The organism is Microbulbifer sp. MKSA007, assembly GCA_032615215.1.
Taxonomy (GTDB): domain Bacteria; phylum Pseudomonadota; class Gammaproteobacteria; order Pseudomonadales; family Cellvibrionaceae; genus Microbulbifer.
The window spans coordinates 919618-940475 of sequence record CP128433.1 but is presented as its reverse complement, the minus strand read 5'-3'; the positions used below and the strand labels follow the sequence as shown (position 1 = coordinate 940475).

21 protein-coding genes are annotated in these 20858 nt (G+C 48.1%); 19 read left to right on the top strand and 2 right to left on the bottom strand.

Translation table 11 applies throughout. The annotated features are described in order from the left end of the window. Positions 1-79: 79 nt before the first annotated feature. Both ilvE and QT397_06960 read right to left on the bottom strand, forming a co-directional pair. Entirely contained in the window at positions 80-880 is an 801-nt protein-coding gene (gene ilvE / locus QT397_06965) for a branched-chain-amino-acid transaminase (protein ID WNZ57083.1), read from the bottom strand. Then, entirely contained in the window at positions 877-1143 is a 267-nt protein-coding gene (locus QT397_06960; GenBank protein ID WNZ57082.1) for a hypothetical protein, read from the bottom strand. The genes ilvE and QT397_06960 overlap by 4 nt, the downstream gene beginning before the upstream one ends. A 618-nt stretch (positions 1144-1761) precedes the next feature. Between QT397_06960 and QT397_06955 the strand changes: the two genes are divergently transcribed. From QT397_06955 to glpQ, 19 genes are all read left to right on the top strand, one after another. Further along, a complete protein-coding gene (locus tag QT397_06955; GenBank protein ID WNZ57081.1) occupies positions 1762-2697 on the top strand; it encodes a tetratricopeptide repeat protein in 936 nt (311 codons plus the stop codon). Next, positions 2694-3059 (top strand): hypothetical protein, encoded by a 366-nt coding sequence (locus tag QT397_06950; GenBank protein WNZ57080.1) that lies wholly within the window; start codon positions 2694-2696, stop codon positions 3057-3059. The genes QT397_06955 and QT397_06950 overlap by 4 nt, the downstream gene beginning before the upstream one ends. A gap of 542 nt (positions 3060-3601) precedes the next feature. Beyond that, positions 3602-4393: a hypothetical protein gene (locus QT397_06945; protein WNZ57079.1), complete on the top strand. Its 792-nt coding sequence runs from the start codon at positions 3602-3604 to the stop codon at positions 4391-4393. A gap of 17 nt (positions 4394-4410) precedes the next feature. After that, the gene (locus QT397_06940) at positions 4411-5631 is read left to right on the top strand and encodes a hypothetical protein (GenBank protein ID WNZ57078.1); all 1221 of its coding nucleotides are present in this window, start codon (positions 4411-4413) and stop codon (positions 5629-5631) included. Positions 5632-5732: 101 nt separating this feature from the next. Further along, a complete protein-coding gene (locus QT397_06935) occupies positions 5733-7289 on the top strand; it encodes a hypothetical protein (GenBank protein WNZ57077.1) in 1557 nt (518 codons plus the stop codon). Between the two features lie 273 nt (positions 7290-7562). After that, a complete protein-coding gene (locus tag QT397_06930) occupies positions 7563-8861 on the top strand; it encodes a PEGA domain-containing protein (protein ID WNZ57076.1) in 1299 nt (432 codons plus the stop codon). After that, complete coding sequence (locus tag QT397_06925; GenBank protein WNZ57075.1) at positions 8858-9652, top strand: SUMF1/EgtB/PvdO family nonheme iron enzyme; 795 nt, start codon at positions 8858-8860, stop codon at positions 9650-9652. The genes QT397_06930 and QT397_06925 overlap by 4 nt, the downstream gene beginning before the upstream one ends. Before the next feature lie 9 nt (positions 9653-9661). After that, entirely contained in the window at positions 9662-9871 is a 210-nt protein-coding gene (locus tag QT397_06920; GenBank protein ID WNZ57074.1) for a hypothetical protein, read from the top strand. A 24-nt stretch (positions 9872-9895) separates the two neighbouring features. Beyond that, positions 9896-10690 carry a MotA/TolQ/ExbB proton channel family protein gene (locus QT397_06915; GenBank protein WNZ57073.1) on the top strand — a complete coding sequence of 265 codons (795 nt, stop codon included), beginning with the start codon at positions 9896-9898 and terminating at the stop codon, positions 10688-10690. Positions 10691-10728: 38 nt separating this feature from the next. Further along, entirely contained in the window at positions 10729-11724 is a 996-nt protein-coding gene (locus QT397_06910; GenBank protein ID WNZ57072.1) for a hypothetical protein, read from the top strand. Beyond that, the gene (locus tag QT397_06905; protein ID WNZ57071.1) at positions 11715-12032 is read left to right on the top strand and encodes a hypothetical protein; all 318 of its coding nucleotides are present in this window, start codon (positions 11715-11717) and stop codon (positions 12030-12032) included. Before QT397_06910 ends, QT397_06905 begins: the two co-directional genes overlap by 10 nt. Then, the gene (locus QT397_06900; protein ID WNZ57070.1) at positions 12022-13104 is read left to right on the top strand and encodes a VWA domain-containing protein; all 1083 of its coding nucleotides are present in this window, start codon (positions 12022-12024) and stop codon (positions 13102-13104) included. Before QT397_06905 ends, QT397_06900 begins: the two co-directional genes overlap by 11 nt. Further along, positions 13101-14105: a VWA domain-containing protein gene (locus tag QT397_06895; GenBank protein WNZ57069.1), complete on the top strand. Its 1005-nt coding sequence runs from the start codon at positions 13101-13103 to the stop codon at positions 14103-14105. Before QT397_06900 ends, QT397_06895 begins: the two co-directional genes overlap by 4 nt. A gap of 23 nt (positions 14106-14128) precedes the next feature. After that, positions 14129-14791 (top strand): hypothetical protein, encoded by a 663-nt coding sequence (locus QT397_06890; GenBank protein ID WNZ57068.1) that lies wholly within the window; start codon positions 14129-14131, stop codon positions 14789-14791. Between the two features lie 12 nt (positions 14792-14803). Beyond that, entirely contained in the window at positions 14804-15466 is a 663-nt protein-coding gene (locus tag QT397_06885; protein ID WNZ57067.1) for a hypothetical protein, read from the top strand. 30 nt (positions 15467-15496) lie between these two features. Further along, positions 15497-16960 (top strand): M48 family metalloprotease, encoded by a 1464-nt coding sequence (locus tag QT397_06880; GenBank protein ID WNZ57066.1) that lies wholly within the window; start codon positions 15497-15499, stop codon positions 16958-16960. Positions 16961-17060: 100 nt separating this feature from the next. Next, the gene (locus tag QT397_06875; protein WNZ57065.1) at positions 17061-18692 is read left to right on the top strand and encodes a long-chain fatty acid--CoA ligase; all 1632 of its coding nucleotides are present in this window, start codon (positions 17061-17063) and stop codon (positions 18690-18692) included. 459 nt (positions 18693-19151) lie between these two features. Then, positions 19152-19571: a hypothetical protein gene (locus tag QT397_06870; GenBank protein ID WNZ57064.1), complete on the top strand. Its 420-nt coding sequence runs from the start codon at positions 19152-19154 to the stop codon at positions 19569-19571. 154 nt (positions 19572-19725) lie between these two features. Then, a complete protein-coding gene (glpQ, locus tag QT397_06865; protein ID WNZ57063.1) occupies positions 19726-20814 on the top strand; it encodes a glycerophosphodiester phosphodiesterase in 1089 nt (362 codons plus the stop codon). The last annotated feature ends 44 nt before the right edge of the window (positions 20815-20858 follow it).

The following is a 20858-nucleotide window of genomic DNA, read 5'->3' as shown; positions in this document are numbered from 1 at the left end:
AGCAGGATTTACGGTGGGGAAAAGCTGGTTACTAGACCCAGGCAGCCTTGGAAACTGCCCGGGTACGAAGATTTAGTACTTAAACTACAGGCTCAACAGAGTGCATCCACCCGTAAGCATCCTCAGAACGCCCCTCCTGAATATCCAGCAGTGCTTGTCGCAAACGCTCTGCAACAGGACCTGGGGCATCGGCTAGTTCGTACTCCTTATCGCCATCACCGATTACGCTGATAGGACTGATTATTGCAGCAGTACCACAAGCAAAAGCTTCGCTACAGTCTCCAGAAGCTACCTGTTCTAACAGTTCATCAATGGGGATCGCCCGCTCAACAACCTTGTACCCCAATCCCTCCGCAAGCTGGATCAGAGAATATCGGGTGATGCCTTCGAGAATTGAGCCGTTCAACGCTGGGGTATATATAGCGCCATCAATGACCGCAAAAAAATTCATCCCTGACAGCTCATCGATACTCTGCCGATTAGAGGGGCTCAACCAAAGCGACTGATCATAACCTCGCTCTTTAAGGCGGCCGATACTAAGTAGAGAACTGGCATAATTTCCGCCAACTTTAGCATCCCCAGTTCCCCCTACTGCAGCTCGAGCATCTTCTCTCTCAACCCACAAACGCATATTGCCGGAATGGTAGGCTTCCGAGGGACTAGCTATTACATAAAATTCATAGGCATTACTGGCTGAAACCGTTAGGTCCGGCTGGGTTCCCATTAGGAAAGGACGCAGGTACAGGGACTCACCGCTGTTGCTCGGGAGCAGGCCAGCGCAGTAAGCAGTCACAACACGAACGCCATCCAGGAACAGGGACTCAGGAACCGGAGGCATACATAAGCGCTTCGCTGAATATGCCATTCGTGCAGCATTCATTTCGGGCCGGAACAGTGCAGCTCCCCCTCGGAAGTTCGATAGGCCTTCATTCCTTCAAAGCATGACTGCGCGTAGTGAAGTACCTTAGCAGCAGGGTCGACGGTCAGAGGCGCATAGGGGATCAACTCTCCACTACTCCAGCAACCATCCTGCCAAATGGCGCGAAACATTACTGGGGCCATGGCGGTTCCAAAGCCCAGCTTCTCGGGTGCTTCATAGCCCCGAAGGCTTACCGCGATCTCTGGATCGATATAGATACTCACTGAGCTCTCCTCTGAATTCGAATCAGCTGATTATGGCGCTTGTTACGCTGCAATCCAAATAGATCAACCTCTGATACAGCAACAGCAGTAATCTAACCCCAAATTCAGCATACTTGTTAGGACGATGATCCACCTATTTAGCTTCCGCCATCCTGATGTGGCACCAGCGCCAACCAAGCCACTCGCTACACTTCGCTGCCAAGTCGCGATATCGGACGTAATCAACAAATTTTTGGCATCTACTTACAGTCCCTCACCCCTAATTTGCACTCCCAACTGCTAAACCAAAAGGGTGGTCACAGGCATGCTGGCGCAATGGGCATTAAGTGGCTGAAGTACCCGCCGCAGCTTCCTTCTTGGCACATAGTGCTAGCTATACTGACTAATACGCGGCCAGGCAGGCATTTATAAGCATCCAGTCGCGCCGTCACTGTGAGCTTGAGGATACCCCCTCAATGCGCTCAGGGTCGAGAGAACCACATTCAGGAGAGAACTTCCGCCGTATTCGCTGTTGCAGTGGGCGAGCGGAAATAAGACCCGAAAACTGACAGGTGCAGGTTCCAACCTCAGCTGTTTGGTATTCGGTGAAGCCAAATATGAAACGGAAGTGGTTCAATCGTGACACAGATAGATACCAGCAATTCCTTTGCTATCGGCTTGATGTTTACAGCCACAGCACTGCTGTGTAATGGCGCCCTGGCCGACGATGGCGCACCTGTGGCAGTCCAAACTAATGCACCTCCAAAAGCCTTTATTGAAGCCGCCTCGAAACCACTCAAGAAAACACCTCGACAGCTAAGGCCCTCCGAGGCTGTAGAAAATTACCGTGAACGTATAGAGGAGCTCGAAGCCCAATATGGTGCTTATGGCGCCGGTATTGATGAACAGCTTTTGGGGCTGGCCACCGCATTACAGAAAGCTGGCGATCATGAGCAGGCTGTCACTGAATTTCGTCGTGCAATGCTGATTAGCAGAGTCAATGAGGGGCTCTATTCACTAAGCCAAATCCCTATGATCAAGCGCTTGATCGAGAGTCAAATAGCGCTCAATCAGTGGGAAGAAGCTAACGACAACCAGCAGTACCTCTACTGGCTCTACCAGAAAAATTACGGCGAAAAAGACCCCCGTATGCTGCCAGTAATCAACAACTTGAGTCGTTGGCATTTACAGGCTTATGTGGAGGAAAAAGGGGACACGCTATTTGAGCATCTAATTAGTGCAACCAATCTTTACAGTTTGGCGGTAGATATTATTACAAAAAACTTTGGCTCCACCGACCTTCGCCTTATTGATGCCCTGCGCGGATTAAAAGCAACTAACTATTATCTGGCCACCTATAAGGGTGAACCCAACTCTCCAGTTTTTGTTAACGCCAGCTTTGGTGGTAGTGGCCCCGACTCACATCAGCGAACCAAATTAGATCACTACCGGATGAAGAGTTTTAACACCGGGAAAAAAGCCATTACCCGTATCGTTGATGTCTACCAAAGAAACCCCAAGTCCCCCCGGCAGCCTCAGCCAAAGCCAAAGTTGAACTCGGCGACTGGTACATGATGTTTAACAAGTGGCACTCCGCACGCCAAACCTACGGCAAGGCCTACAAGGCACTTTGGGATAACGGTGCCTCTAACGATGAAATTGAGGACATATTTGGACGACCTGTGGCTTTACCCGCACTCCCCGTTTTGGAGTCGGACAGCAAAGCCCTAGCCAATTCCCGGATTACGGTCTCCTATGATGTCACGGCTTTTGGCAAGGCGAGGAATATAAAAATACTCAGGGCTTACCCTTCAGATAAAGTGAAGATCCGCTCAAAAGTTAGAAACATTCTAAAACGCGCTAAATTCAGACCAAGGTTTGAAGATGGAGAGGCGGTGGAAACCCGCGGAATTGTGCAACGCTTTATATTCGACTGAGAAACCTATCACCACTGACACCAGCTCGATGTGGAATCTACGCAAATAATCAAATAACAACTATTTTTAAAGTTCCACATTGAGCATTTGCTAGTACCGGAAAAACACTTCATGTGTCTCACGCGGTCACACCGGCAAACAGTCTAGGAGAGAAAGAGATGACACCTCGAGCAGCGGTAGAAAAAATTCACCGCCACAGCTGTTTGTCAAATGTACTGGTACCAATTGCTTTGGCGGCGATCTTAACCGGTGGGTGCAAGAGCCAACAAACTCAGTCACAGCCACCAGCAATGCCATCTCTACCATCCTCCAGTTCATCTTCCAGTTCTGCATCGCAATCACAATCGCAATCGCAATCTAGTAGCAGCAGTAGTTCGCAAAGATCTGGCCAATCAACGGCTTCGAGCAGTGGGCAGCCTAGTAGCAGCTCTTCCAGCCAGCCCAGTGCGAATATGCCTACAGCGAGATCAGAACAGAGCCAGTCCTCCAGTAGTGGAAGTCGCGGATCAGAGTCGAGGGATCAAAGTTCACCTGGGGATCAAATGCCGGACCCAAACGGTTCAAATGATCCATCGTCACCAATTTATACGGATCCCGAACAAACCAGCCAAAATGGAGAGAAACCTACTGATCCTTCGTCTGGTGAAGATGGAACGCCTCCCGAAGAAATTGATTTTTCTGAGGAGGAGCAATCATCTTCGTCTTCCAGCGCATCATCTAGTAGCTCAGCTTCTAGCAGCAGCTCATCCAGTAGTAACTCAGCGGCCAGCGGCGCGCCTGCCAGCAGTTCAGCTTCTGGGCAACCCGGCGGTGGTTCGCCACGTTCCGGCAGTGCCCCCAATGAAGCTCCCACTTCATCGGCAGATCGCGTTGCAGAACTTGAGGGCCAGTTTGAATCCACTATGGTCAGCTATGACGGCATGATTTTGCGGGAGCGTGACTTTGTAAGAAACAGACCGGGGTCAGCCTCCGATGAAAATAAAGAAGAGGCGATGGATGAGGCACCACCAGCAGGGGAATCCCTAGAAGACTTAATTCAATCTGCAGAAGCCGAAATTCCACCTCCCCCCAATGCAGGCCCAACATCAGGTAACGGCCCCAAAAATAATAACTCCAGTGGACAAATAACCGGTCCCGGACTGCCCGCCTCTGGACGTAAAGGTGATTTTAATCACGGTGGTTCACAGGCAGTTGTGCCTGCCGATATACCCAGTGGTACAGATGATGACGTCGTAGCTCGACAGATTCGTGAAGCTGCCACACGCGAGACTGACCCCGAATTGCGCGAAAAGCTTTGGGAAGAGTATCGCAAGTATAAAAGTGCAACGCAGTAGTCTTGGAGAACGCCGATATGTCGACCAACCAAAAAACCCGACCGGTTAAGTATCAGTTCATAACAAGAGTCGCAGCATTTTTACTAACTCTTGTTGTTATCAATGGTTGTACCACTACCGAAGTCAGAACTACCGCATTTACTCCGCTAACAATCGAAGATAACAATGTTCCCGAAGAGAGACTGCTGGATGTCGGCGTTATTCAATTCAATCCAGGTCTCGATACAGCACAAGCAGATGAAGATGAGCTTGTTTTTCCCGAGCTTCGTCAAGCTGAATCCCGCTATATGGCTGTCACCCTTGCCGATTCATTGCAGTCCAGCCTGGGGTGGGGAGCTGTAAGGGTTATTCCATCGAGCCGCACCAATATTGATGTGACCGTATCCGGGCGTATTTTGCAATCTGATGGAGAAAAGCTCACGGTGGAAATCACCGTATCCGATTCCCGGGGGCAGTTGTGGTTTACCAAGCAGTATTCAGAGAACGCATCCCACTATGCCTACGACCGAAAGCACCCTACTGAAGGAGATGCTTTTCAGGGAATCTATAACCGTATTGCTAACGATATGCTGAATTACCGACAAAAGCTTTCAAATCAGCAAATCGTAGAGCTGCGCACAATTTCTGAGATGCGGTTTGCACGGGATTTTTCTCCCCAGGCATTCAATCGCTATTTAACTCAAAGTGCTGAGGGTGTCTATTTTTTAAGTGCTTTACCCGCAGAGAATGACCCCATGTTGCAGAGGGTAAGAAAAATACGGGAAAGGGATTATCTGTTTGTCGACACTCTGCAGGAGTACTACGGCACCTTCGCCAAAAGTATGGAAGTTCCCTATCAGGAGTGGCGAGCCCGCAGCTATGAAGAAGTAAGGGAGATGCGAGAGTTAAAGCGCAAAGCCCGCAATCACACAATTATGGGAGCAGCAGCCATTATTGGAGGTATCGCAGCTGCTGGCGCTGGTACTGGAAGCGCCCAGGCAGCTGGGCAGGTTGGAATCGGTGCCGGGGGCTATCTTGTTAAAAGTGCATTTGACCGAAAATCCGATGCCAAGATGCATTTGGAAGCTCTGCAGGAATTAGGAGACTCCATCGAGGCAGAGGTAGAACCGCAAATTGTTGAGCTGGAAGATCGCACTATTACCCTCACAGGTACTGTAGAAAATCAGTATCGGCAATGGCGGGAAATTCTAAAGGAAATCTATGAAGCCGAAACTGGCGCAGTCAGTAACAGCATTTAAATCACGTTAGAGGTACCCAAAAGCACGCTAATCATTGTGATTAGTTATTACTGAATACCCAACATCTTCACTGGGTCACTGAATAACACGGCGGAATCACTATGCAGCACCGCGATAACTCCAAGGAAGATACAGTTCATATAGAGCCCGCAGAATTCACATTCGGCGGAGAGGAAAGCTCTAAATCCCCTAAGTCAACGACTGCCAACGCTATTCATCAACGGGAGCAAAGGTCCTACTGGCCCGCCGTTCTTGGGGTGATAATGGTAAGCGCACTGGTCGGTGTATTTTGGGGGCTTCCTCAAGTTGTAAAACCACCAAAGCGTTCAGCCGATACAATTGTCTCCGTACAGCCTGGAAACAGCGCACCTGTGGAGAGCAACCAAAAATCTCCTTATAGCGATGCAGAAATAATGCAGCAGCGCAGGGAGGTTCAAAAGGTTCTCCAGGAAATTCTTGAAATCAAAGAAGAGCTCAAAGATCGAAAGGTAGAAGTATGGGCTTTTGAAGAATTCTATTCTGCTGAAGACTTGGCTCTAAAAGCTGATGAAATTTATCGCAAACGAAATTTTATGGCAGCGCTCGAAAAATACCGGGAATCACTCCAGGCATTAGAGTACCTGAAAGATAGTATTCCCGAGCGTATTGAAACGCATATTAGTGAAGGTAATCGAGCTCTGAGTCAGGGAGATAAGGATTCCGCCAGCGATGCTTTCAAGATGGTATTAACCATATCCAATAACCATCCCAGAGGCCTTAAGGGTATTGAGCGAGCCGACAAACTCCCCCTCGCTTGGTGGCACTTAACTCAAGGAACAAAGGCATTTAAACAGGCCAAATTGGATTTGGCCCAGGAACAGCTCAAGAAATCTCTCGCGATCGACTCAGAAACAGCCGATGCTCAGGATCTATTAGCAAAGGTTGAGGGTGCAATTACAGAAAGGGATTATCAAAGCGCGATGTCATCTGGCTACGGTGCAATTGCCGAAGAAAAATTTGAATCGGCAAAATCCTATTTTCATCGAGCAAAGAACTTAAAGCCAACAGCAAAAGCCCCCGATATCGGCTTAGCACAAGCACAAAATGAAGCTGACAGAGTGCAGATAGAAAAACTCCTCCAACAAGCCCGCATGGAAGAAACCAAGGAAGAATGGCACAGAGCCCTAAAAAGTTATACAGATCTGGTCAAGAAGGACTCTAGCCTGGTGGACGCAATAACAGGCAAGGCTAGAGCTGCTGCCAGAGCAAAACTGGATGACCAGTTAAAAGACTTAATTCAAGATCCATTAACCCTTGGCGAAGGTAAAAGGAACTATTTTGCCCGACAAGTACTAACAGACGCTCGCAAACTCAATACTAAAACCCCAAGGCTGCAAAGACAAATTGAAGACCTTGAAAATGCCCTAACACAAGCCCTGATCCCCTTACCGGTTAAATTCAAGTCAGATCGAACCACCAGTGTCACCATTTACCATGTAGGGAAATTAGGTAATTTTGACCAACGGGAAATCGCGCTGAAACCTGGGCGCTATATCGCCATTGGTACCAGAGAAGGTTACCGAGACGTTCGCCAAGAGTTTGTTGTAAAACCAGGTAAGCCCACAACGGAAGTTGTTATCCAATGTGCCGAAAGAATAAACGGTGCCAATAATAGTTAAATGAGAGAACCCAGACAGCAGCATAAACTCTAAAAATAAGATTTTCCGTAATGAGCTGCGATGACAACAGACACCTCGTTGAGCTGAGCGAAACGAGGTGTTCTGTGACAAACACCCTATAAATCCCCATGCAGATTACGCCAGCAAGCTAAGCTTTCTGCAGATAGAAAATTGTGTACCCACCTTTGGTCAGGCTGACTGAGCATAAAGCTATGCGTGCCAAACCAATGCCATTGCGAAAAATCTATAAGTACCAGCAATAGGGAAACATAAATGACAGTGAAGGAAGCAGTACCTGTCCAGGATGAGAAGCCGCCAGTTCAGGAACAAAGCCTGATTGAGCCAGTTGGATTCACCCCTGTACAAATAAAATCTACCCGCGCGCGACTCTTTCTTTCTAAGCGAGCATTGATTGTCGCAGGTTGCCTTTTACTCGCTACTTTTGCACTCAGCTATCTGATTATGGCGCGGTCATTAATCTTTGATACCAACCCGGTTGATGCCCGCATCAAAGTCAGTGGGTTCGCCATCCCTCTGGGCGATGGACATTTGGTTTTACCTGGTAATTATCAATTCACGATCAGTGCTGACGGCTATTTGCCCCAGAGTGGCGAAGTCGAAGTAAAACGTGACGGGCACAGTCGCCACTCCGTTTCCCTGGAAAAACTTCCAGGCCACCTACAGGTTAAAACAACGCCCCCTGTACCAGTAAAAATCCTTATTAATGGACGGGAAGTACCCAATAAAAATGGTCTTGTGGAGGCAATCAACGCAGGTCCTATGCGTGTGACTGTCCTATCAGACCGGTACTTGCCGTTCACCCGTGAAATCAATGTTGAGGGGCTAGACAATACCCACACACTGGAGACCGCGCTTCGACCGGCCTGGGCCAATATCACCGTCAGCAGCAACCCTCCCGGGGCCACGGTCACGGTTGAAGGAAAAGTTCTCGGCAGAACACCACTGACCACTGAATTAGTTCAGGGCGACAGAACCGTATCCATTTCACTGCCGGAACATAAAACTGTCGATATTCCTGTCGCTGTTACAGCCGGTGTCGATCAAACGCTTGCAACCGTCAGCCTGGGACCCGCTGATGGACTTTTACGCGTTGTTACCACCCCAGAGGGAGCGGGAGTGACAGTCAACGGAGAGTTTCGCGGTCATACCCCACTGGAACTGGAATTGGCCTCCGGCCACAGACATAGACTTCGCTTCTTCAAGGATGGCTACGCCTCTATTGAGCACACAGTTGACCTCGGTGCTGGAACACAGCGGGACCTGAATATAAACCTAAATGCTGTGTACGGCAGGGTTCACGTCAGTAGCGTCCCTCCAGATGCGGAAGTTTACATTGATGGTCAATACGCCGGGAACAGTGGACAAACTTTTAACCTACCAGCTCGCAGCCATAACATTGTCGTACGCAAACAGGGCTACCAGGAATTTGACACTCGTGTCATTCCCAGCACCAAACTGGAGCAAACTGTCAGGGCGGTACTGCTTACATCCGAACAAGCGCGCTGGAGAGAAACCCCTCAACTTTGCGTCACGCAGCTGGCGGCACCATGAAACTCATGCGCCCCAACGCCGTATTTACCATGGGATCATCCCGGCGAGAACAGGGGCGGCGGGCAAACGAGGTTATGCGTCAGGTATCTCTAAATCGGCCTTTCTATATTGGCACCACTGAAGTTACCAACCGGGAATATCGGCGTTTCAAGCGCCTGCATACCTCAAGCCATGTCAATGGTGTCAGTCTCGACAATGACAATCTGCCAGTTGTAAATGTCAGTTGGGTAGAGGCAGTACTATTTTGCAACTGGCTCAGTGAAAAAGACGGTCTCACACCGGTCTATTTGACGGAAGCCGGGCGTGTTGTCGGCTTTGATGGCGCAGCCAACGGTTATCGTTTACCGACTGAAGCCGAATGGGCCTGGGTCGCACGATACGATCAGGGCACCATGAAAAAATTCCCTTGGGGAAATGAGCTACCAATAAAGAGCAATTCCGGAAACTACGCAGATACTACTGCCACAAAACTAGTTCCTGCAGTCCTTCGCACCTACAGTGATCGTTACGCAGCTACCTCACCGGTAGGTAGCTACAGTCCTAATGCTTTTGGTATTTATGACTTAGGTGGAAATGTCTCTGAATGGATTCACGATCTATACACGATAGGGACCGGGTTATCCCGACGTATCGAAGAAAACCCTGTCGGTCCAGAGGATGGGGACTTCCATGTAATCCGCGGTTCCAGTTGGCGTCATTCGGGGTTGACTGAGTTACGCCTCTCCTACCGTGATTACGGAGAATCCGCTCGTAATGATATTGGCTTTCGCCTTGCCCGCTGGGTGAATTAGGAGACTAGTGTGAAATTTTTATTACTAACTTTACTGCTTCTATTTATCAACTTCGCGTACGCAGAAGATGAAAACAAGCCGGAGGAGAACCAACAAACAGCGGCAGTAATCCCCAAAAAAGAAGCACCAATAACTAGGAATAAAAGTAATTCAGATGACTATAAAGCCTCGGAAGAAATCTCCGAAGACTTATCAGTTTCCTTTCCCGTAGATATATAGAAATAGCTTCTAGCGAGTATCGCCATGAAATTTAAATCATCAGATTTTGTCTTCCAGGTCTTTGCTCTTCTGGGGTCTATTATTTTGGTCCATGCGATTTATGTCGCCATTATTCGCCCTAATGCAGATACGCTAATTGAGGAGCAACTGGCGAGGGAGGCCGCTGGGGAAACCTACGTTCAACAACGCTCTATCTACATTGTGATGCGCGACTATGAGCAAGAGGCCTGCTTTGTTCTGATGTTGTGGGCAATGGCCATTATGGGACTAAAGGCACAGAGAAGCATTCGCGAGCGAAAATTACTGGACAAAGCTCTACTTAATATCAGCGAGGGAACTCCTATTCTTCCCGAGGATACCCGTGATTTATCCCGCCCGATACAAGCCCTTCCTGAAGAGGAACGACGATATTTAGTTCCCAGGGCACTACTCACCGCCCTGCAGCGATTCGGTTCTACCAAGAATGTCGCCGCCGTTTCCAACTCTGTAAAAGAGGTTTGCGAAACTGAGGGAGACAGACTCGATTCTGAACTGGCAATGGTTCGCTATATTACCTGGGCTATTCCATCTATCGGCTTTATTGGCACGGTACGAGGTATCGGCGAAGCATTATCACAGGCGCATAGAGCCGTAGAGGGGGATATAGCTGGCGTGACGGTAAGTCTGGGGGTCGCGTTTAACTCTACCTTTATCGCCCTGGTAATTAGTATCGTCATTATGTTTTTCACTCACCAGCTACAACTCATGCAGGAGCGCCTGGTGTTGGATACACAAAGTTACTGTGACAACCGCTTACTGCGTTTCCTGAAAATCAGCTAGCGGTTTTACCTGAATAAGTCGTAGCGAGGAATAAACCCATGGGACAAGGCGTCCTGGAAATAAATGACTGCGGATTACGTGTATTTTCAAATACTAACGAAGTACTGGAAAGTCCTGGAATTGCAGTTATTGAACACAATAAAATTCATATTGGTACCTCAGCTCAAATGCGTGCCAGGAGCCATCCGACTCAGGTTAACAACCAGTTTTGGAGAAGACTGAGCCTCGAGTCGCTAAAGTCAGAAAATCAACGCTGCCGCCACCATGCCGACTTGGTCTACTGCCACCTTCAGGAAATAGCGGAGCACTGTGACCTTCCCGATGAAATTGTTCTCGCTGTTCCCGGCAATTTTACCCACGAACAACTGGCCTTACTTCTGGGAGTTATTAAAGTCAGCGATATCAATATCGTAGGCATTGTTGATGCTGCAACCGCGTGCCTGGGTAATTTGGCTCCTGCTGGAATCCAGCTGCATATCGACCTACAACTCCACCAGACACTGGTAACAAAGATTGCTGTGGATAAGCAAGCCACGGTGAAAACGGTAGAAACTGTTGCCGACGCAGGACTACACAACTTCCAGGAATCCTGGGCTCGTGTATTTACCGATGCATTTATTATGCAGTGCCGATTTGACCCTCTCCATTCAGCTGAATCAGAACAGCAACTCTATGATTTGATGCCCCAGTGGACTGATCGAGCGATGCGTCACGGAGAAGTTCTAGCTGAACTTGATGATCGAACAGCAAAGATCAGCCTGCGGCAGCTTCAAGATGCAACAACCCCTCTCCTATCCCGTATACGAGCAATGATTGAAAACCTGGAGGAAAGTCAAAGTGTGAGTTTTATCTCCCATCGCTGGGCTGATATTCCAGGGGGAATTCAGCTTGCCCAACGTGTACATCTTCTCTCAAGAGACTCCATTGCACATGCCATCAATCATCGCTGGAAAGAATTGCGCAGTGATAGCAGTACATTGAAACTGATCAACTCTGTCACTGCCCTCCCCCCAACGAGGTCAAGGTGCATGTAGAGAAATCCTCAGAAACCGTAGCGACACATTTACTTTTTGGCCACAAGGCACTGGCCGCCCAGGAACCTCTATTCGTTTTCTGGCATGACGAGAAATTTCAAGTCACCCCAACACCACCGGAGCACCCTGCCGCAACAGTCACAAATCATGCCGGCAGACTTGCTTTGCGGGTGGATGCTGGAATTCAGCTCACACTCAATGGAAAAGAGATTGAGTCACCCGTTAATCTCAACGCCGGCGATACAATTGGAGTTGCAGATTATCAAGATGTGATAACTGCGATTAGCGTGGAGCGATATGGGGCGTAAAAAGCGTCGTTTTTCCACATTTAGCCTGTCCTTCCTCGATATCATGTCCTGTGGTTTTGGGGCAGTAGCGTTAATTTTTCTTATTATCAAACACGGCTCCGATCACCAAGTTGAAGTAGAGACTGAAGATCTCACTGCCGAGGTGAACCTTCTGGAAGAGGAGGTGGAATTTGGACAGGAACACTTAGTTCAAGCCAGAAATACTCTGGATGTCGTTAGTGATGAACTGGTTGAGGCTCAAGGGCTTGCCAGGCGCATTTTGGAGAAAATAGAGGAAACCAAAGGCAATATCGCTGAAATCGACAGTATCGATGAAGAAGAGGATATCAAGAGGCTACAAGATAAACTCAAAAAACTGGAGCAGGCGAAAAAGAACCTTGAGGAAGAAAATAAAAAGCTGGGAAATAACGTTCGTAAATTTGTCGGTGATGGGGACCGTCAATACCTCACCGGCCTGCGCCTAGGCGGTAATCGCATCCTGATACTATTGGATTCATCTGCGTCCATGCTCGGCGACGAGCTTATTAAAATAATACGCGCCCGTAACATGTCTTCACCGGTCAAACGCAAAACTGAAAAATGGCGCAGGGCCGTCAGCACAGTCTCCTGGCTAACTGCTCAGTTTCCCAGGGATAGCCAATACCAGATCTATACTTTTAATACCTCTTTTCGTGCCGCAATAGCCGGTACAGAAGATCGCTGGCTCAATGTAGATGACCGCGACCAGTTGGACCAGGCTATCAAAGGGCTAGATGAAGTAGTGCCAGAAAATGGTACCAGTCTAGAGAGAGTATTTAACGCTATTAACGCTATGACGCCACTGCCCGACAACATTATTCTCATTACCGATGGGTTACCGACCCAAGGGATGAGTGCGCCCAGAAAACCCACTATTTCTGGTAGAGACAGGCGCAGTCTATTCAAGCGCGCGGTCAAAGTGCTCCCCAAGAATATCCCCATCAATGTCATTCTTGCCCCTATGGAGGGGGACCCATTTGCGGCTAGTGAATTTTGGAAGCTGGCGATGCAAAGCAAAGGCTCTTTCCTTGCACCTTCGAGGGACTGGCCATGATAGGAGCACAGAAAAAGCGTCGCCAGGAGGAGTTCAGCATTTCCTTCCTGGATGTTATCTGCTGCGGATTTGGCGCAATTGTTTTGCTGCTGATGATCGCCAAGACTGCAGAACCGATTGTATTAGAGGAAGCTGAAGTAGACCTCGAAGGGCAGGTATTGGAACTACAGCAACAGCTGGCAGAAATCCGTGGTGAGACCACAGTTATCAACCGGGATCTAAATTCAAAGCGAGAACAAATCGATATCGAGCGCAAGAGAATTGCCAACCTGCGCGGTGAGTTGGAAGCGCTCCAAGCGGAATTTGCCAGTAAAACCGAGGGGCAAAGTGAGGATGGCAAACTCAAAGGTGAGCTGACCATTGCACTACAATCCATCACTGATGAAATGCGTCGCCTACTGGGCGAGAACTACCAGCGTAAAAACAATGTTATTGGCGGAATCCCTGTCGACAGCGAATACATACTCTTCATTATCGACACCTCCGGCAGTATGTTTAATTACGGCTGGGACCGAATGATGGCGGAGATGGTCAATACTCTAGACCTTTATCCCAATGTTAAAGGTATCCAGGTCATGAATGATATGGGGGACTATATGTTCTTCAATTATCGAAACAAGTGGATACCAGATACCCCTGGGCGCCGCCAAGCGATACTAAAGCGGTTGAAGTCCTGGAATCCTTTTAGTAACTCCAGCCCTGTTGAAGGTATCCAGAAAGCTGTCCGCAGCTTTTATGATCCCAGTAAGAAAATCAGTATTTATGTGCTTGGCGATGAATTCACCGGAAAATCAATCCGCAGGGTTATGTTAGCTGTCGAACGGGTAAATGCTAAGCACGGTGAGGGAAAACGAAATATCAGAATCCATGCAGTAGGATTCCCTGTACAGTTCTCTCGCCCTCCACACCTACAAACCACAGGACTGCGCTTTGCGGCCCTTATGCGCGAACTCACCTATCGAAATGGCGGCACTTTCGTGGGGTTGAATGACTTTCGCTAGTTAAATGATTCAAGGAGGAACATATGAGGTATAGGTCGACTTCCTTTGGACACCTAAAGGTACTTATTCTTGTAAGTTTCTTCCTGGGTGCTTGCAGTCATACAGTACAGGTGGATGGCAATTACCCATCCCCAATAGGCGATCAATTGCCAATAACCGTAGGCTTCTACCTCAGTGAGGACTTTAAAAGTTTCACTTATAAAGAAGACAGTGAAGATCGTGAAGAATGGAATATAAGCACAGGCAGAGCACAAAAAAATCTGTTTGAAACAGTATTGGGTTCCATGTTTACCGATACCGTATCTCTATCCAGTTATCCACAAGAAGTCCCCGCCAATGTCGAACTGGTGATAGTTCCAGAAGTGCGAGAGCTGCAGTTCACAATGCCCAGAGAGACAAGGGTCAATATTTTTGAGGTATGGATTAAATATAACATGACCGCATTTGACCCCAGTGGCGGACAGGTTGCCAACTGGGTAATAACCGCATACGGAAAAACCCCTACCGCATTTTTACAGTCCCAGGAACAGGCATTAACTCAGGCGATAAATATCGCCCTGCGCGATGCCGGAGCAAATCTTTATACCGGGTTTGGGAAAGTCCCTGAACTACAGGCCTTTCTCTCTGGGAAGCGCCGATCGCTATCACTGAGAGAAATCAAGGTGAAAGCCAAAAAGGCTGAATAAGAGGAGTAAATCGTGTTCAAGCCACTTCTAGTTGCAGCGATAATCTTTATTAGCGGTTGTACCACTGTCGTAATTGATGAGTATCGACGCTCCGATGGTGAGCTTGCCGAAGGAGATTCCGTCGTCATCTTGGGCCGCCGTCATTCCAGTGAATATGAAACAGAGCCTGATTTAATTGCCTGTGTTGGTAGAGAACTACACAACCCTGAGTTAGGTGTAAACATTATTCCAGAGCAAGACTTTGTCGATCTTATGTACCCCTGGTTTGAACCCAGGACAGCACCTATGCATGTTCGCTCCCTAGATCACCTGATGGAAAATGAAAGTGTGCGTGAGCGAATGGAAACCTATGGAGTGAAGTACATCGTCTGGATTGATGGTTCAACAGAGACCACAGCCAGTGCCGGCTCTATCAGCTGTACCATCAGTACCGGCGGTGCAGGGTGCTTTGGCTTTGGGACCTGGGATAAGGAATCTGACTACGAAGCGGCAGTATGGGATTTCAGGGACCGCGAATTATCTGGGAAACTTAGTGCAGATGCCAAAGGAACCTCCTATATGCCCGCGATCGTGGTTCCAATACCACTAATCGCCAGGGTCCAGAATAATGCCTGTAAAGGAATGGCGCTGCAGCTCCAACAATTCTTGATGCCAGCAGTAACACCCAGTTCATAAAAATTAAGACGCTACGGGAGGCCAGGGGTAATGAAATTTATCGAGCGTGTTTTTGCCAGCGCTATCCTAATACTCAGTGCAGGCTGTGCATTTAACCCTGCCACCAATAAGCCTGACCTTGTTCTAATGTCAGAGGACAAGGAGATCTCCATTGGTAAAGAGATGCATGAGAAGCTAATAGAGAGCACTCCGATCTATAAAGACCCAGTCCTAACCGCTTATGTTAATCATGTCGGGCAAAAAGTTGCCGCCGCCAGCGACAGACCGGATATCAAGTACCAATTTACGATCATCGACAGCCAGGATATCAACGCATTTGCCCTTCCCGGTGGGTATATCTACATCAACCGAGGCCTTCTAACTTACCTGCACTCTGAAGCTGAAATGGCGGCTGTACTAGCTCACGAGATTGGCCATATCACCGCCCGCCATGCGGTAAGGCAAAAAACAGCTGCGACCGGAGCCAGCGTTGTATCAGTATTGTCAGTTTTGGTTACCGGTAGTGGTGTAGTCGGAGATGTTGCAAATTTATATAGCACCGCTGCTGTGAAGGGCTACGGCCGTGAGATGGAACTGGAAGCGGATCGCTTCGGCGCCCAGTATATGTTCAACGCTGGTTATGATCCCCAGGCCATGATCAATGTTATTGGGCTATTAAAGGATCAGGAGACATTTGCCCGGCGCCGTGCCCGTATTGAGGGCAAGAAACCGCAAACTTACCATGGTGTTTTTGCATCTCACCCGAGAAATGACCTTCGCCTACAGGAAGTTGTAAACGCTGCGGGCCAGCTTCCCGAAGATAACAAAGAAACCAAAGTAGAATACTATCGGGAAAAAACAGATGGCCTTGTATATGGACAAAACACACAGCAGTCCACTAAAAATCGCTACAATCACAAGCGGCTGGGTTTCTCCCTTCTATTTCCCGATGGCTGGTTGGTAGAAAATCAACGTTCAGCCATTGTCGGCTCTGCACCTGATAAAAGTGCACAAATTACCATTACAGTGACCCAACGTGATGGCAACCAGCCCGCTGATATGGCTCTGCGTTCAGAGTTCGATCTACGACAACTGGAAAAAGGGGAGAAACTCAATCAATATCGACTTGAAGGCCATACCGGAAAAATTCCACCGCTTGAAAAAGAGGATGCAGATCCAGACAGAATTGCGGTAATTTTTTATGGTAGCAGACAATTTGTACTGCAGGGGAAAGTCACAAATGATGAAGACTCAGATCCAGAAGCTATTGATAAATATGACAATTTATTCCTGACCAGCATTAGAAGCTTCAGGCCGCTACGACAAACTGACATTGTAGAAGAGAAGGACATCAAACGCTTGCGCTACGTCCAGGCCAATGAAAAAACTACTTTTGCCTCCCTGGCAAAACATATGGAAATCGGCGAATATGCAGAGGAGCAATTACGCCTCTTAAATGGTTATTATCCCCGAGGAGAACCCAAGCCCGGAGAATGGATAAAGATCGTTCAATAATTTTATAAGAAGCAGCCCCTAATCCTTTTTCTATCACCCCCCAAAATTTTGGAGGGTTAGTGTCTATCTGAAAATAAAAGATAATAATAAGGAGTAAGTGATGAATGGCATGATGATGCAATCCCAGCTCATCCTCACCGGTATTATGAAGCATGCTCTAAGCAACTCACCGGATAGTGAGATTGTTTCAGTTACCTTGGATAACCCCGATTTTCGTTATAGCTATCAACAAGCTTTTGAGCGAGTCTCGCAATTGGCAAATGCACTACAAAAGCTTGGAGCCAATGATGGAGATCGAATTGGTACTCTTGCCTGGAACGATCACCGGCATTTTGAACTCTACTACGCAACTTCTTGCAGCGGGCTCGTTTGCCATACCATTAACCCCCGGCTTTTCCCTGAGCAAATATCTTACATTATTGAGCATGCCACAGATCGATGGCTGTTTATTGATCCACTATTTATGCCCCTAATCGAATCTCTGGCAGAATATCTAGATTCGATTGAAGGCATCATTGTGCTAACTGATAAAGCACATATGCCCGCCACAAGCCTGAGCAATGTTTACTGCTATGAAACATTGATTGCAGCAGAGCCCACTGAGTTTCAATGGCCTGAATTAGAGGAAGAGAGTGCAGCAGCACTCTGTTATACATCAGGCACAACAGGCAATCCCAAAGGGGTGCTTTATTCCCATCGCTCTCTGATGCTGCATACCTACGGCGTATTGATGCCAGATGTCTTTGCGATTAGAAGGGACGAAGCCATATTGCCTGTTGTTCCCATGTTTCACGTCAACGCCTGGTCAATACCCTATGCGGCACCGGCTGTTGGAGCAAAACTCGTGTTACCTGGCCCCCAAATGGGGTGTGGAGAAACGCTCAGTCAATTAATTCAAAAGGAAGCCGTTACTATCGCTGCCGGCGTTCCAACCGTTTGGCTCGCCCTGCTCAAGTACCTGCGGGAAAGTGAAGAGACCCTACCCAGCTTGAATCGAGTAGTCGTGGGTGGATCGGCTTGCCCCTGGAGTATTATGGAGGAATTCGAGCAAAAGCATGGGGTATACACCCATCACGCCTGGGGCATGACTGAAATGAGCCCACTGGGAACCTACAATGCCCGCATACCTGAGAACCTCTCTAAAGACGAAGCACAGGCCCTCAGGCTCAAGCAGGGCCGAGCGGGCTTTGGGGTCGAGATGCGTATTGTAGACCCCGAGGGAAATACCTTGGCACAAGACGGGCTGGCTTTTGGAGCCCTTCAAGTGCGTGGTCCCTGGGTCTGTGAGCGCTACTACCAATCCAAAGAGTCAGCACTTACCGAAGACGGCTGGTTTGATACTGGTGACGTTGCCACGATCGATGCTGACGGCTACCTGACAATCACTGATCGCACTAAGGATGTTATCAAGTCCGGCGGCGAGTGGATTTCCTCTATTGAGCTGGAGAATTTTGCTATGACACAGGCGGGAGTAGCCGAAGCCGCTGTTATTGGGGTTGCCCATGAAAAGTGGGCTGAGCGGCCTCTCCTGATCATTGTTCCCGCTGAAGGCAAAACACTAAAAACTGAGGAGATTCTGGCATCCTTTAAAGGGCATTTTGCCAACTGGTGGATTCCCGATGACTGTGTCATTGCCAAGGAAATCCCCCATACGGCTACAGGCAAAGTCAGCAAAAAAGACCTTCGGGAAATCTATGCCGACTATCTATGGTCTCACGAAGCCACTGTGTGAAGGGGATTAAGACGCTTTTGGCAGGCATCATCGCGGCATAGCAAAGCGTTGCACTGTAATAACGCAATTTTACCTGCCTCAAGTCTTGATTAAATTTTGACGGCGCTGAAATAGCGCCGTTTTAGAATGCTTAACTTCCTGTTAATACCTAAACCAGCGGTTCCTCTGTAGGCGACAATCTTTGCTTGCTGACTATTAACCCTTATCGATTCATGGTTTCCGGGCTGACTGGATATCGGTTTATCTTCTATTGACTTACCTAGGCGCACTAGCCAACCAGAATTGTCTAGAATTATCTTGAGTAGAAGTATCTGACTGTGGATATCCTGGAATATCTCAGTCCATGTGAGAGGGAATAGGGAATTTACACTTCCTTGCGTTGGATGGCACTGGCTTACAATCTAGCCATTATCATACTCCTCACAGCAACGGCATTTACTCATTAACGAGGAAGTCACAATGAAGAAATTATTCAGTTTGGTAATCGCTGCAATAATTACCATTTCTGCAAATACCCTAGCTTGGGCAGATAATGACCATGCCGCACAACTTGCGGAGCGCTTAGAGGCAACTAAAGCCAAGCTTAACCTCTCTGATGAGCAGGTAGAAAAAGTAAAGCCAATCCTGGAATCAGCCAATGAACAACGCCGCCAAGTGCTTGCAAAATACGGCGTTAACATAGAAAGTCCCTCTGGCGCTATCCAAAAGATGAGCTTTCGTGAGAAGCGCCAGTTAGGCAAAGAAATGGCCGCTATCAGAAAATCTACGCTCAGTGAAATGTCCACCGTACTGACGGATCAACAATTAGCAGAGTTCAAAAATCTTCAAGAAGAAAATCGAGCAGCCTTCAAAGCCAACCTTCAAGAGAGAAGAAATTAGAGTCTCCAGGGTTCATAATGCCTATCAGATAGACGAAGCCGCGCTGAATAGCTCTGCGAAAGCCTCGTCCCGGCAGGGCTCTCGTATTCAGTTATATCCCTGTCACATTTCTCTGCTAGAAAGTGCCCCACAATTCATCACGGGCCTTTATCAGATGTTAAAAAACATTCTATCAGTAGTGTTGATTGGCTTTTCTATAGCCGCAACACTAACCTGCGCGGATAACTTTGATCAGAGAAATAAACAAACTATTGTGGTAGCTCATAGAGGTGCCTCAGCCTACCTACCTGAACACACCCTCGAATCCAAAGCGCTGGCTTACGGTATGCGTCCAGACTATATCGAGCAAGATTTGGTACTCAGCAAAGATGATCACTTGATCGTAATGCACGATATTTATCTAGATAGTGTAACTAATGTCGCCAACGTTTTTCCCCAGCGCGCTCGCGATGATGGTCACTTTTACACTATCGATTTTACCCTGAGCGAACTTAAACAGCTTCAGGTATCAGAGCCCTTCATAGATAGTGAGGATGGACTTCAAGCAAAATACCCCGAGAGATTTCCAATATGGAAATCTAGCTTTAAGCTATCCACCTTTGAGGAAGAACTGGAATTAATTCAGGGGCTTAACCGATCTCTGGGCTACGATATTGGCATTTACCCGGAGATTAAAAAACCCTACTTCCATCACTGGGAAGGAAAAGATATTGCCTCTATAGCTTTGCAATCACTCAAGAAATACGGCTATACCGATCGCGATCACAAAGTTTTCTTCCAGTGCTTTGATGCAGAAGAGCTTCAGCGAGTTAAATTTGAGCTGATGCCCTCCATGGGGATGGATCTATCATTAGTTCAATTGATCGCCGCCACCGACTGGGGGGAAAAATTGGTCGAAGTGAATGGAGAAATTGAAAAGTACAATTATGACTGGATGCTGCAACAGGGGGGCTTGCGCAAAATCGCCACCTACGCAGATGGGATTGGCCCCTGGTATCCTATGTTAATGGAAGTGACAAATGGCCAACCAAGAGCTAACAGTGTTGTCCGCCGGGCACACCGCAGACAACTAGAGGTTCACCCCTACACTTTCCGCGCCGATACAGGCAAGATTCCCGAAGAATTTGAAAGCTTCGAGGACTTCCTGCATTTCGCTGTATATCAGCTGCGCATTGACGGTCTCTTTACCGACCACCCCGACAGAGCCGTTAACTATCTTTCCCGGGGACATAGGGATCGTTAAAAAATGAAATCAGAAAAAAGGCCGCATAGTGCGGCCTTTTTTTA